The sequence below is a fragment of the Rhizobium sp. PEPV16 genome (assembly GCF_008919455.1).
GTDB classification, from domain to species: Bacteria; Pseudomonadota; Alphaproteobacteria; order Rhizobiales; family Rhizobiaceae; genus Rhizobium; species Rhizobium leguminosarum_Q.
This window is the reverse complement of the sequence record NZ_VSZV01000347.1, coordinates 59,781-71,869: the sequence shown is the minus strand read 5'-3', so window position 1 is coordinate 71,869 and position 12,089 is coordinate 59,781. Positions and strand designations below refer to the sequence as shown.

11 protein-coding genes and 2 pseudogenes are annotated in these 12,089 nt (G+C 62.1%); 4 read left to right on the top strand and 9 right to left on the bottom strand.

Annotated elements, in window-relative coordinates; translation table 11 throughout:
- Positions 1-1,552 (top strand): annotated as a pseudogene (locus FY112_RS38145) (cellobiose phosphorylase); the annotation flags it as partial.
- Positions 1,553-1,577: 25 nt separating this feature from the next.
- On the opposite strand, the gene FY112_RS29135 reads toward FY112_RS38145, so the two are convergent.
- The 3 genes from FY112_RS29135 to kduI form a co-directional block, all read right to left on the bottom strand.
- Positions 1,578-2,318 carry a FadR/GntR family transcriptional regulator gene (locus FY112_RS29135; RefSeq protein WP_017957688.1) on the bottom strand — a complete coding sequence of 247 codons (741 nt, stop codon included), beginning with the start codon at positions 2,316-2,318 and terminating at the stop codon, positions 1,578-1,580.
- Positions 2,319-2,539: 221 nt separating this feature from the next.
- Positions 2,540-3,304 carry a 2-dehydro-3-deoxy-D-gluconate 5-dehydrogenase KduD gene (gene kduD, locus FY112_RS29130; protein WP_281040228.1) on the bottom strand — a complete coding sequence of 255 codons (765 nt, stop codon included), beginning with the start codon at positions 3,302-3,304 and terminating at the stop codon, positions 2,540-2,542.
- Positions 3,301-4,137, bottom strand: a complete 837-nt coding sequence (gene kduI, locus FY112_RS29125) for a 5-dehydro-4-deoxy-D-glucuronate isomerase (RefSeq protein ID WP_131628902.1) — start codon at positions 4,135-4,137, stop codon at positions 3,301-3,303. Before kduI ends, kduD begins: the two co-directional genes overlap by 4 nt.
- Positions 4,138-4,346: 209 nt before the next feature.
- Here kduI and FY112_RS29120 point away from each other — a divergent pair, with 209 nt between their 5' ends.
- On the top strand, positions 4,347-4,610 hold the full coding sequence (locus tag FY112_RS29120; protein WP_131708713.1) for a hypothetical protein: 264 nt from the start codon (positions 4,347-4,349) through the stop codon (positions 4,608-4,610).
- Positions 4,611-4,762: 152 nt separating this feature from the next.
- Here the strand turns inward: FY112_RS29120 and FY112_RS29115 are convergent, their stop codons facing one another.
- The 6 genes and pseudogenes from FY112_RS29115 to FY112_RS29090 all read right to left on the bottom strand — a co-directional run bounded on the left by FY112_RS29115 (position 4,763) and on the right by FY112_RS29090 (position 9,928).
- Entirely contained in the window at positions 4,763-4,909 is a 147-nt protein-coding gene (locus tag FY112_RS29115) for a DUF1127 domain-containing protein (RefSeq protein WP_003548073.1), read from the bottom strand.
- 183 nt (positions 4,910-5,092) lie between these two features.
- A complete protein-coding gene (locus FY112_RS29110) occupies positions 5,093-6,073 on the bottom strand; it encodes a 3'-5' exonuclease (protein WP_151519884.1) in 981 nt (326 codons plus the stop codon).
- A 94-nt stretch (positions 6,074-6,167) separates the two neighbouring features.
- Positions 6,168-7,547: a HAMP domain-containing sensor histidine kinase gene (locus FY112_RS29105; protein WP_151519883.1), complete on the bottom strand. Its 1,380-nt coding sequence runs from the start codon at positions 7,545-7,547 to the stop codon at positions 6,168-6,170.
- Positions 7,544-8,218, bottom strand: coding sequence for a response regulator transcription factor (locus FY112_RS29100; RefSeq protein WP_151519882.1), 675 nt, complete (start codon positions 8,216-8,218; stop codon positions 7,544-7,546). Before FY112_RS29100 ends, FY112_RS29105 begins: the two co-directional genes overlap by 4 nt.
- A 123-nt stretch (positions 8,219-8,341) precedes the next feature.
- Positions 8,342-8,942, bottom strand: a pseudogene (locus tag FY112_RS29095) (methyltransferase domain-containing protein).
- 95 nt (positions 8,943-9,037) lie between these two features.
- Complete coding sequence (locus FY112_RS29090) at positions 9,038-9,928, bottom strand: haloalkane dehalogenase (protein WP_151519881.1); 891 nt, start codon at positions 9,926-9,928, stop codon at positions 9,038-9,040.
- Here FY112_RS29090 and FY112_RS29085 point away from each other — a divergent pair, their 5' ends adjacent.
- Positions 9,929-10,441 (top strand): MarR family winged helix-turn-helix transcriptional regulator, encoded by a 513-nt coding sequence (locus FY112_RS29085; RefSeq protein ID WP_151519880.1) that lies wholly within the window; start codon positions 9,929-9,931, stop codon positions 10,439-10,441.
- A 63-nt stretch (positions 10,442-10,504) separates the two neighbouring features.
- Positions 10,505-11,776 (top strand): NAD(P)/FAD-dependent oxidoreductase, encoded by a 1,272-nt coding sequence (locus tag FY112_RS29080; RefSeq protein ID WP_151519879.1) that lies wholly within the window; start codon positions 10,505-10,507, stop codon positions 11,774-11,776.
- Positions 11,777-12,089 lie beyond the last annotated feature (313 nt).

Here is a 12,089-nt window from a genome sequence, read left to right as displayed (position 1 = left end):
GATGACCGATGCGGCGGAAGCCGAGCGGCTGGCGCAACGTTATGAGGCCGGCGTTACCGATGAAGCCATGCTTGCACCGGCATCAAAATTCTGGCGGAACACCGTGCGCGGCCTGACGATCGGCAGCACGGCGCCCGACCTTGCCGCGCAGACGACCCTCCTGCCCTGGCTCGCGCATGATGCGATCGTGCATCTGAGCGTACCACACGGCCTCGAGCAATATACCGGTGCGGCCTGGGGCACACGCGACGCATGCCAGGGCCCGATCGAATTCCTGCTTGCCTATGAGCATGACCGCGAAGCCAAGGAGGTGCTGAAAACCGTCTTTAGCGAACAATACTTGGAAAAAGGCGACTGGCCGCAATGGTTCATGCTGGAGCCCTATGCCAACATCCGGGCGGGCGATAGTCACGGCGACATCGTCGTCTGGCCGCTAAAGGCGCTCTGCGACTATATCGAAGCGACGGGCGATCTCGCCATCCTCGACGAGAAAGTCTCCTGGCGCGACGAAAAGACGATGGCCCGGGCGCCGGAGCTCGACAGCATCGCGATCCATGTCGAGAAGCTGCTCGAGACCGTTCGCGAAGCTTTCATTCCCGGAACGCATCTGATCCGCTATGGCGAGGGAGACTGGAACGATTCACTGCAGCCGGCCGATCCCCATCTGCGCGACTGGATGGTCAGCAGCTGGACCGTTGCCCTGCTCTACGAGCAGATCGTCCGTTATTCGGCGATCCTGCGCCGCCTCGGCCATGGCAACAAGGCCAAGGGCTTGAGGAAGATCGCAACGGCGATGCGCCGGGATTTCAACCGCCATCTCGTGCGTGGCGGCGTCGTTGCCGGCTATGGCATCTTCGATCCCAGCCATGACGGCGTTGAATTGCTGCTGCATCCAAGCGACCGGCGCACCGGCCTGTATTTTTCGCTGATCTCGATGACGCAGGCGATGCTCGGCGGCCTCTTCACGCCGGTTCAAAGACGCAATCATATGAAGCTGATCGAAGAGCATCTGCTCTTCCCCGACGGGGTGCGGCTGATGGAAAAGCCCGCGACCTATGCCGGCGGGGCCGAGACGCTGTTTCGCCGGGCCGAATCCTCCTCCTTCTTCGGCCGCGAGATCGGGCTGATGTATGTGCATGCGCATCTGCGCTACTGCGAGACGTTGGCGCTCGATGCCGAGGCGGAGGACCTCTGGAAGGCGATCGCCGTCGTCAATCCGATTTCTGTCACATCAGCGCTGCCGCATGCATCGCTGCGCCAGCGCAACACCTATTTCAGCAGCAGCGACGCGGCTTTCCATGACCGTTATCAGGCAGCGGCCGAATGGGAACGCGTCAAGGCGGGAGAGATCGCCGTCGACGGCGGATGGCGGATCTATTCAAGCGGCCCCGGGCTCTACACCAGGAGCTTCGTCGAAAATATCCTCGGCTTCAAACGGCGCTTCGGCCGGCGCAAACGCAAACCGCTTCTGCCCGCGATCCACGCTTCTGCTGATCTGCAAACCGACCACGCCGCCTGGCGGCGGCTGATGAAGTTGAAGCCTGAGGTGTGAAGCGGGGGCGCCATGCACTGCGGTATTATGCGGTAGCGTCGCGCAACTCTTCGAAGCGCGCGGCACTTTTCGACAGGTGGCTTCGGATGGCGCGGCGCGCGGCGGATTCGTCGCAGTCGCGGATCGCCGCGAATATGGCGTGGTGTTCCCTGCGCATGCGCGCCGCATGACGCTTGCGCTCGGCTGATGTCATCTTGTCCAAGCGCGCCCATTGCCGCGGCACCATGATGTTGCCGAACGTGTCGAAGAGGCGGCCGTAATAGGAGTTGTGCGTCGCGACCAGAATGGATCTGTGGAAGGCGTAGTCCTCCTGCGCGCCGTATCCACCCTCCTCGAGCGCCTTGTCGAGGGCGTCGAGACGATCCTGCATACGCTCGATATCCTCCTGCGTGCGCCGCAACGCGGCAAGACCCGCGGCTTCGTATTCGACCCCCATGCGCAGCTCCAGCACGCGCAGAACCTCGTCGATCGACTGCAGGTCGTTGGGAATGATGGAGAAAGATCGGGGCGTCGGATCGTTCGAGACAAAAGCCCCAAGGCCTTGCCGCGTGGTGATCAGCCCCTTCGCGCGCAGCGCGGCGAGCGCTTCGCGAACGATCGTCCGGCTGACGCCGGTCGCCGTCATGATCGCCTGTTCGGTCGGCAGGCGCTGGCCGGGCTTCAGGTCACCGGACTCGATCTGCGCCGTCAACATGTCGGCAAGATTGCTGCGCAGGTTCGGCGCCTGCTGAATGGTATTGAAGACCGCGTTGTCCTTGTCTGCCATCCTGTTTCGAAATCCTGGTGTCGAGGCGGCTGTGCCGACCCCGTTTCCTGTTCGCATTCCGCATCCACGCCAATGCGGTGGGCAGCGGTGCTAAAGCGCGTCGCGATCTTTCAGATTAGCTCCCCGCGCTTTAGGTCTTTGTTTTTACACATGTCGTTACCGCAAAACCGCATCACACTTTTGCGCGACATGCTTCAGGCCTGATCGGTTGGTGAGACCGATCAGCGCGCCAGCCAACCGCCATCGACGGGTAGCACCGTTCCATGCACGTAGTCGGATGCCGACGATGCCAGGAATACGGCCGCACCGCCGAGTTCGGACGGCGTTCCCCAGCGCCCAGCCGGGATGCGGGCAAGGATGGCGGCATTGCGGTCGGCATCCTCGCGCAGCGCTGTGGTGTTGTTGGTCACGAAGTAACCGGGGGCGATGGCGTTGACGTTGACGCCCTTGCCGGCCCATTCGCAGGCCAGCAGCTTGGTCAGTCCGGCGAGGCCGCTTTTCGAGGCGGTATAAGACGGAATCCGGATGCCGCCCTGGAAGGAGAGCAGCGAGGCGATGTTGATGATCTTGCCCCTGCCCTTGTCGACCATGTGGCGGCCGGCGGCCTGCGACAGGAAGAAGGCGGTCTTCAAGTTGACGTCGATCACCGCGTCCCAGTCTTCCTCGGTGAAGTCGAGCGCATCGGCGCGGCGGATGATGCCGGCATTGTTGACGAGGATGTCGAGGCCACCGAAGGTCTGGATGGTCTCTGTGACGATCCCCTTGACCGGCTCGATGCTGGCAAGATCGGCCTTGACGACATGGAAGCGGCTTCCCGCTTCCTTCACCAGCGCTTCGGTTTCGTCCATCGAGGAGCGCCCGACGGCGACGATCGACGCACCGGCCTGCGCCAACGCTGCCGCGATGGCCTGGCCGAGCCCTGTATTGGCGCCGGTGACGACGGCAGTCCTGCCGGAAAGGTCGAAGGGATTTGCCACGATGTTCACCTCAGATCTGCAATGGCGATATGGTCCATGTCGGTGAAGCTCTTATTGTCGCCGGCCATCGCCCAGATGAAGCTGTAGTTCTTGGTGCCGGCGCCCGAATGGATCGACCAAGGCGGCGAGATGACTGCCTGTTCGTTGGCGACAAGCATATGCCGGGTCTGCTGCGGCTCGCCCATGAAGTGGAAGACACGCTGCTCCGCTTCCAGATCGAAATAGAGATAGGCTTCCATGCGGCGGTCATGCGTATGGGCCGGCATGGTGTTCCAGACGCTGCCCGGCTCGATCATGGTGAAGCCCAGCGTGAGTTGGCAGGACTGGCAAACGTCCGGATGGATGAACTGATAGATCGACCGCTTGTTGGCCGTCGCGGCTTCGCCCGGCGTCAGGTGACGGGCCTTTTCGCGGGTGAGCAACACGGTCGGGTGCGTTTGATGCGCTGGCGTCGAGACCAGATAGAACTTTGCCGGATTGGCGGCATCCGCGCTCTCGAACCTGATGTCCTTGGCACCCTTGCCGACATAGAGGCAATCATACTTGGCAAGATCGTAGTTCGTGCCGTCGACGATGATGCGGCCGGCACCGCCGATGTTCAGGGCGCCGAGTTCACGCTCGGCAAGGAAGGTTTCCTGTCCGATCGCCGTCGGCGCCGTCAGCGTCAGCCCGGGGCCGATCGGCGTCGCGCCGCCGATGACCATTCGGTCGTAATGCGAATATGTGAGCCGGATCTCGCCGCTCGCGAAGACGGTTTCCACCAGAAAGTGACGCCGCAGCGTCTCCGTGTCGAAATCGCGCACGGCCTCGGGATGGGAGGCGTGCCTCACGTCGATCTGCATGTCAATTTTCCTTCCGCTTCATTGTCGCTACGGGTCGTCGCTATTGCGGGAGCCGGTCTTGTCCGGCCTGTTCCGCTGCGGCGGTATCCATCCGGTTACATAGTTGTACGACAAGTTTGGAGTCAACATGTTTGTCCGTGCGCGCTTGAGGAGACGCAAGGCCCGCAAGAGCATGAAGCGAATTTGGATAGACAGGAAAATTTCCGGAGATGATGACGCCATCATCCAAGCAATGGATCGCAAGCGGTCGTTCTTGGCGCGATCCAGCGGTGCTATTGGCCAAAACGAAAAAGCCTGCCGCGGGAGGAGGTGCGGCAGGCTTTCGTAAAAAACCGAACGACAGCTGGGAGGAGGAGTGCTGTCATTCCACAGACGACCCTGGGAGGAGGATGGGGCGCCTGTATATCGAAGGGATGCGGGAGGAGGTGCATCGCTTCGATAGAAATAATCATACTTATTTTTTGCTCAGTTGATAGGCACTTCTTTGCAGGGCAGCTATGCGTTATGCGAAAAGCGGGAGGCTGGATCGCCCTGCTCCATCAGCCGCAAGCACAAAAGCAAAGCGCCCGCTCGGGAGGAAGCAGGCGCTGGCATAGTCTTTGAAGATGCTTGGTCTAAGCTGCCGTTAGCGGGCGATGGCTGCGCGGGCGACGTTGCGGATTTCGCTGCGGCCGATGCCGAGGTCGTCCAGTTCGCGTGCGGACATACGACCCAGTTCAGCGACCGTCTGACGGTACTTGCGCCAGTTATTGAAAGAGCGTGCTACGTTCATGATGATCCCCTTTCGTGGGCTTTCGAAGCTTAGCTGCCAGTCCTTGGCGCTTCGTTCGCTTCGATGAGTTGTATATAGTATGAGACATCTGATTATTGCAGCGCCAATGCATCAGTGCACCTATGCGGCGCTTGCATGGGTCGCCATATCGAGTAGCCAATCAGGATCCGAACCGCTTCGCGGTCAGAGTTTGAAGCGATCGAAGGCCGTCAGCCGCACGATCGGCGGCTCCGCCTCGGCCCATCGGTAAATATCCGAGCGCAGATAGGATAGCTCGTCGTCGAGATCCTCTTCGCCGACTTCGATCCACCAGGACTTCAGGCGACCGTCGCTGCCGTCCGACCAGCGGTAACCCCTCGCCTTCAGATGATCCTTCATCTCGAACGGGCTGTGTTCGGCAAAGATACGGATGCGCGAGCGCTGGCTGGCCCGGTAAAGCTCGGTGAACGGGCTTTCACCGTCGCGCTGCTCCCGATCGAGGATTTCCAGGAGTGCGTGGCAGTCATCCACGGCGCGATGTCCTTCGTGGAAATAACCGGCTTGACCGACGAGATAACCGAGCTTCGTGCCCTCGAAGCCGCGGGCGCTCCAATCGATCTCCGAAACCGAGCATGCCCAGGCCTTGCCGGTGAAAATCGTCGAGAAGGCCTCGCAGAACGGCCGGTCGAAACCTGCATTGTGGGCAATGATCAGATCCGCCGGCTCGATCAGCGTCCGCAGCGATTGGATATCGATGAGCTGTCCTTCGACCATCGCATCGGTGATACCAGTCAGCCGGGTGATTTCGGGCGGGATCGGCCGGGACGGCTGTTGCAGGCCGCCGTAAATGCCGACGATATCGCCGATCGCGCCGTCATCGTCGAAGGTAAAGGCGACGGCGCCGATTTCGATGATCTCGTCGCTGCGATGGTTGAGACCTGTGGTCTCCGTATCGAGAATGACGCCGAGCCGCGAAAACCCAGGCTGTCTGACTGACGCAATCGGCCGGGCCGCCAGTTTTCTCAAGATGCGATAGTTGCCGGTCTCTTCGAGCGCCCGCGCCATGTCTTCATTGGAGTGGACGACCGGCTGCGATGGCCGCCGGTGCGATGGACCGCGTGCCTTGGCCGTCGCGGGCGATGCCTTGGCAAACATGTCGAGTTGCGAATCTCTGTGCACGCTCATCGAATCTATATGTCACGGAGACGCGATTTAATCCATCGCATGACAACGCCGCGCGTCTTTTCGCGAGGCGCAAGGAACGCTGTAGCACCTTGAATTATGCAGTCGCCAGGCGCGGTGGCATGTCAGCGTCTGCCGTTTTGTCCGGCGGGAAGCTCAGCCGGCAGACCGCGCCGGGACTGCGATTGTCGATCGTCACCTCGCCGCCGTGCATGCGCAGGATGTCGCGAACGAGATTGAGGCCGAGGCCTGCGCCGCGTCCGTCGTGATGGCGCTTGAAGAACGGCTCGAATATCCGATCCCGCATATCGGCGGGGATGCCCGGTCCCTCGTCCCTGACTTCGATCCAGTTACAGCCTGAAGTCAGCGAGATGGTGCCTTTCCTGCCGCCGTGGTTGATCGCGTTCTGCAGGATGTTCATCAGGGCGCGCTGCAGCGCCAGAGGATCGCCCTCGATCTCGCCGGCGCCGTCGACATCGAACTGCACCATATAGCCCGCGGCAAAGGCCAGCGGCGCCATCTCGATGATGACCTTCCTCGCCAGCTGGCCGAGATCGACCTTGCAGAACTGGGCCTTGCCCTGTTTCAGTCGCTGAAGATCGAGCATCTGCTCGGTGAGAACGGCAAGCCTTGCGGCATCTTCCAAGAGATCGGTCTTGATCGAACTGTGCGGTAGGGATCCAATTCTTGTATTCAGAATGGCGATTGGCGTGCGCAGCTCATGCGCGGCATCGGTCAGAAACCGTTCTTGCCGCTCGTAACCCTCGTCGAGACGGCCGAGCGCGCGGTTGACGGCGTGCACCAGCGGCGCGATCTCTTCGGGAATATCGTGTTCCGACAGCCGGCCGCCACGCTGGTCGATATCGATCGTATCGGCCTGGAGCGCGGCCTGATCGATCCCGACCAGCGATCGTCGCACGACGAGCGGCGTCGCGATCAACGCACCCAACGCCATCACCGCGACGATCGGAATAACAATCTTCGCAAGGACCAGCGAAAGCTTGAGCAGGATGAAGGTGGACGAGATGGGGCCGCCGGTGCCCGTCAGAAACTGCACCTGTCCCCAATCCGTCGCGATCCACTTCATCCGGGCAGCCGGACGGTCGTGGTCGCCGAGATTCGCGCCGAACTCGGCCTCGCCGACATGATCGAGCGTGTTGCCGATTGTGGCATATTCTTCCGGAATCCGGCCTTCGGTCAAAACATGTCCCTGCATGTCACGGACAGTGTACCAGAGATCGGGTGCGTGCTTGCGCAGCTGTCGCAGATCCTCGGTCTCCCTCAGGCTCAACTCTCCTGTGGGTTGGCGGAAGACGGCCTGGCGCAGGATCTCGATCGTGCCCTCCGTCGACCTGAACTCGGATATCTTGCCAACCGAAATCAGCACGATCATCACCAGGATGAGCACGACCGATTGCACGGCAAGAAGCCGCCAGAACAGGCGCTTGCGCAGCGAATAGGAGCATCGTTTGCTCATGATGCTTCACGCAGGAGATAACCCACGCCCCGGATAACGTTGATGACCACGCCTGCCTGCGATGCTGCCAGCTTGCGCCGCAACCGCGATATGTGGGAATCGAGCGCGTTCGACTGGATCTCGTCGTCAAAGCCGAAGACCGCTTCCATCAAGGCCGGTCGCGGCACCATGCGACCGGCACGACGCATGAGGCATTCGAGCACCAGCGCCTCCCGGCGCGGCATTTCCAGACGCAGGCCGGAGACGTTGACGTCGCAATAGGTCGGATCGAACGAAAGACGGCCGATCGAGATCAGCGCCGGGCGCAAGGTTTCGGAGCGGCGCATCACGGCACGCAGCCGCGCCAGAAGTTCGTCGAAGACGAAGGGCTTGGCAAGGTAATCGTCGGCGCCGGTCTCAAGGCCGGTGATCCTGTCTGGAACCTCTCCCTTGGCGGTGATGACGATGATTGGCAGCGTCAGCCCCCTTTTGCGGATCTTCGGAATGAGTTCGAGGCCGTCGCCGTCGGGCAGTTGCCGATCCAGGAGGACGGCGTCGTAAGCGCCGTCGCCGATCACCAGTTCGGCGTCACATAGGGTCGAGACGTGGTCCATCACCATGTCGTGCCTGGTGAGCGCCCCCCGGAGCGCCACGGCCATTTGAGGTTCATCCTCGATCAGTAATATGCGCATCTCACATTCCTATCGGGGCAGTCGATCCATAGGAAGAGACCATACCACCTCAGCGACGCCTGCGGCAGCGGTAGCGCATTGAACGCGGGATTGCCGCCTCGCAGCAAAGGATTTTATCTCTCATCATGCGCGACGCTGCTCGATCAATGCCATTGGCTGGTACCTGCGGCTAATCCGATAGACCGCGGCCGGCGGGATATTGCGCAACGTCCAGCCGATCCTCTTTGAGACAAGACCGAGGGAGTCGAGGATTTCGACGGGCACCGGGCATTTTTTGCCCGTAGGTGAATTGATAGAAGGCACCATGCGGTCTGAGGTTGGAAAAGCAGCCCTCGAGCAGCGCCTGCACATCGTCCGGCCGCATGGCAAGAAGCGGAAGCCCGCTGACGACACCACCGAAAAAGCTTCCGGAAAGCGCCGTCTTCCACATCTGCCGCACGTCCAGATGCAGCACCCTGGCGTCGGGAAAGCGATCTTGAAGCAGGGTGGCGAAATCCCGCTCGTATTCGACCAGCGTCAGATCGCGCTCGGCAATGCCGCGTTCCAAAAGGGCGCCGGTGAAAACGCCGGTGCCCGGGCCGAGTTCGAGAACTGGCCCGGTCAGCGGAGAAATTTCCTTGGTCATCAGGCCCGCAAGGCGGGGGCCTGACGGCGTGATCGAGGCGATGCGCAGCGGCGCGCGAAGCCAGGCGAGAAGAAAGCGTCGTCGATCGAAACGTGGCATGGGAACCTTCACGGTGGCTGATTGATCCCCCATGAACCGGCTCAACATTGCAACAGTCTGTCATGTCGCAGTCACGGTGACGCAGACGCAGATTTTTATGCCTGAGACGCGACCTTCCGCTGCGCTGTTCTGAGCCCCCTCCTGTCGATCCAGCTTTTGATTTCGGCGGCAATCGCCTCGGGCTGGTCCTCGGGGGCAATGTGGCGTGCCGGTCCGCACCCCCTGATCTCCAGACCTGCGATGTTGTCGCGGCACCACGAAATCATCTCGCTGCCGATCAACAGCGTTTCGGAGGCCCCGTCGAAGGTCAGCAGCAGCTTGGGAACCTCAGGACTGGCAGCAAGCCAGCGGTCATAGGCCTCGATCCTGGCGACCACATCGGCCGGCTCGCCGTTGATCGGCATGGCGCGCGGCCATTCCAGCAGCGGGCGCCGGCTGTTACGGTCCGGATAGGGTGCGCGGTATACATCCCAGTCGAAATCGTTGAGCCCTTTCAGCGCGGTCGCGCGCAAGGCCTGTTCGATGAAGAAATTTTCGTCGAGGACCTTGGCCTCGCCGGTTCCGGCACCCCGCAACAGTTCATAACGCGCCTTTCCGCCGCTTGGCAGATCCTCCCAGCTCATCGGCCGCAGGATGGTTTCCATGAAGGCGATGCCGCGCACTCGCTCGGCGTGGCGCGAAGCCCAGTCGAATGCCAGCGCGCCGCCCCAGTCGTGGCCGACGAGCACGATGTCGTCGAGGTCAAGCGCATCGAACCAGGCGTCGAGATAGGCGATGTGATCGCCATAGCGATAGCCGATGTCGGGTTTGCCGGAGCGCCCCATGCCGATGAGGTCGGGCGCCAGGCAGCGGCCCGGCTCGATGCCGGGCATGATGTTCCGCCAGAGATGCGATGAGGTGGGATTGCCGTGAAGGAAGACGATCGGGTCGCCCTCCCCCAGCTCCTCGTAGGAGATGAACGAGGTGAGGATATCGATGGTCGGCATATGGAGCTCCACGCTTTCGCGCTATATAGGCAGGCGACTGTCCATTTATCATATGGACAGGTAACTGTCTATATTGCTGCGTGGGGTTTCATGTCGTCTTCTTCCCTTGGCCTGTTGTTGCGTCTGGTCCATCAGCATTGGACGCAGGCCGTCGAAGCGGCACTCGATGAGGCCGGCTACGGCGATATCCGCCCGCCGCACGCCAACGTCTTCACCTTCGCGCGGCCGGAGGGCATCCGGGTCAGCGAGCTGACCAAGCTTGCCCGTGTTCGCAAGCAGACGATGACGCAGGCCGTGGAAGAACTCGAGCGCTTGGGTTATGTCGAGCGCCGGCCCGATCCGAACGACCGGCGCGGCCGGCTGGTGTTTCTAACGGAAAAAGGCCAGGGGGTTAGGCCGATAGCGATGGCGGCGGGCCGGCGCGTCGATGAAAGCTGGGCGGCCTTGACCAGCCAGCAGCAGATGGACGACCTGCGGACAGCACTCCGGCGATTGCTGGAACAGCTGCAATAGCGAAGCGGGGCTTGCTTGAGACGACCCCTTCCACTTAACCGTCGCACGACCGAAGGAAAATACATGCCGGGTGACAACAGCAAGGGCGCCGAAGAGGATGTCGTCATCATCGGCGCCGGTGCCGCCGGCATCGCCGCCGCCCGTCGCCTGCAGGCAATCCGCCCGGATCTCTCCATCCTACTGCTTGAAGCCGGCGATCGTCTCGGCGGTCGCGCCTGGACGGTCGCACTAGTTGAGGCCGCTGATATCGGGCTCGATCTCGGCTGCGGCTGGCTGCATGGCGCTCGGACCAATGCCTGGACTGCGATCGCCGGCGAGGTCGGACTGACGGTCGACCGCACGCCGGCACCCTGGAACGATGGCGGACGGCGGCTTCAGCGGGATGACGCGGCGGCGCGTGCCGCAAGGGAGGCGATCGGCGCCTACTTCGAGCGCCTTGAGAGCCACGCGGGGAATGACGCAGCCATGGCCGATATGCTCGAGCCGGGCAATCCCTGGAACGGCCAGATCCGGGCGATCGGCACCTACATCACCGGCGCCGAACTGGAGCGGTCGTCGGTCGTCGATTACAACAGATACGATCCCGGCCCTGGCCCTGACTGGCGGGTGCGCGAGGGCTATGGAACGCTGGTCTCGCTTTACGGCAAGCCGGTTCGGGCAAGTCTCGGCGCCGAGGTCACGCGCATCGACCATCGTCATGCCGGCCACATCGGCATCGAGACGAACCAGGGCGTGCTCAGTGCCCGCGCGGTGCTGGTAACCGTTTCGACCAATGTGCTTGCCGCCGGCAAGATCGCCTTCGAGCCGCCTTTGCCTGACAAGATCGAGGCAGCAGCCCGTTTGCCGCTCGGGCTCGCCGACAAGCTGTTCTTGAGGCTCGCAAATCAGCAGGCGCTGCCGGCGGACACGCATATGCTCGGCTCTACCCGCCGCGGTGCGACCGGCACCTATCAGCTCCGGCCGTTCGGCGCGCCCGTCGTCGAGGCCTATTTTGCCGGCGACCTCGCGCATGATCTGGAGAGGCAAGGCAGAGAGGCTGCCTTCTCCTTCGCTGGCGATGAACTGGCAGCACATTTCGGCGCGGATATCCGCAAGGAAATGTCGGTGGCCGCGATGTCGGCCTGGGCCGCAGCGCCCCATATCGGCGGCTCCTATTCCTACGCCGAACCCGGCGCCTCCGATCAACGTGGCCGTCTCGCCACGCCGCATGACGGGCGGATCTTCTTTGCCGGCGAAGCCTGTTCGAAGTCGCGTTATTCGACGGCGCACGGCGCCTACGAGACCGGCGTCGCTGCAGCCGAGCGGATCGCGGAGTCGTTTTCACAACATCGGTAAACGTCGCCGGCCGCGATGGCAGGCAGGAATATTTTTTCTCACTTGGTAGAGCGGGCGGGATTGGCTATGCTGCCCTCGCCCCTGTGCTCCCAGCCCAGGGCGCTATACGTCATCCGGCGGCAAGCGGCCGCCTCAAGCACAATATTGTCATTGTCATTGATTGCGGGAGCCCCGGCTTCTACCCCGACGTTTGCACGTCGGCTGCGGGTATCCGCATGAGGAGGAAGAAATGGATTATCGCAAGCTCGGTCCCAGCGGGACCGTCGTCACCGCCTATTGCCTCGGCACCATGACCTTCGGCGCGGAGGCTGAC

Excerpts from the sequence above, each read along its gene's own strand:
- FY112_RS29110 (WP_151519884.1), bottom strand. The coding sequence starts at position 6,073 with ATGAGCGTGCACAGAGATTCGCAACTCGACATGTTTGCCAAGGCATCG.
- FY112_RS29090 (WP_151519881.1), bottom strand. The coding sequence starts at position 9,928 with ATGCCGACCATCGATATCCTCACCTCGTTCATCTCCTACGAGGAGCTG.
- FY112_RS29135 (WP_017957688.1), bottom strand. The coding sequence starts at position 2,318 with ATGGCAGACAAGGACAACGCGGTCTTCAATACCATTCAGCAGGCGCCG.
- FY112_RS29115 (WP_003548073.1), bottom strand. The coding sequence starts at position 4,909 with ATGAACGTAGCACGCTCTTTCAATAACTGGCGCAAGTACCGTCAGACG.
- FY112_RS29085 (WP_151519880.1), top strand. The coding sequence starts at position 9,929 with ATGGAGCTCCACGCTTTCGCGCTATATAGGCAGGCGACTGTCCATTTA.
- FY112_RS29120 (WP_131708713.1), top strand. The coding sequence starts at position 4,347 with ATGATGACGCCATCATCCAAGCAATGGATCGCAAGCGGTCGTTCTTGG.
- FY112_RS29080 (WP_151519879.1), top strand. The coding sequence starts at position 10,505 with ATGCCGGGTGACAACAGCAAGGGCGCCGAAGAGGATGTCGTCATCATC.
- FY112_RS29105 (WP_151519883.1), bottom strand. The coding sequence starts at position 7,547 with ATGAGCAAACGATGCTCCTATTCGCTGCGCAAGCGCCTGTTCTGGCGG.
- FY112_RS29100 (WP_151519882.1), bottom strand. The coding sequence starts at position 8,218 with ATGCGCATATTACTGATCGAGGATGAACCTCAAATGGCCGTGGCGCTC.
- kduI (WP_131628902.1), bottom strand. The coding sequence starts at position 4,137 with ATGCAGATCGACGTGAGGCACGCCTCCCATCCCGAGGCCGTGCGCGAT.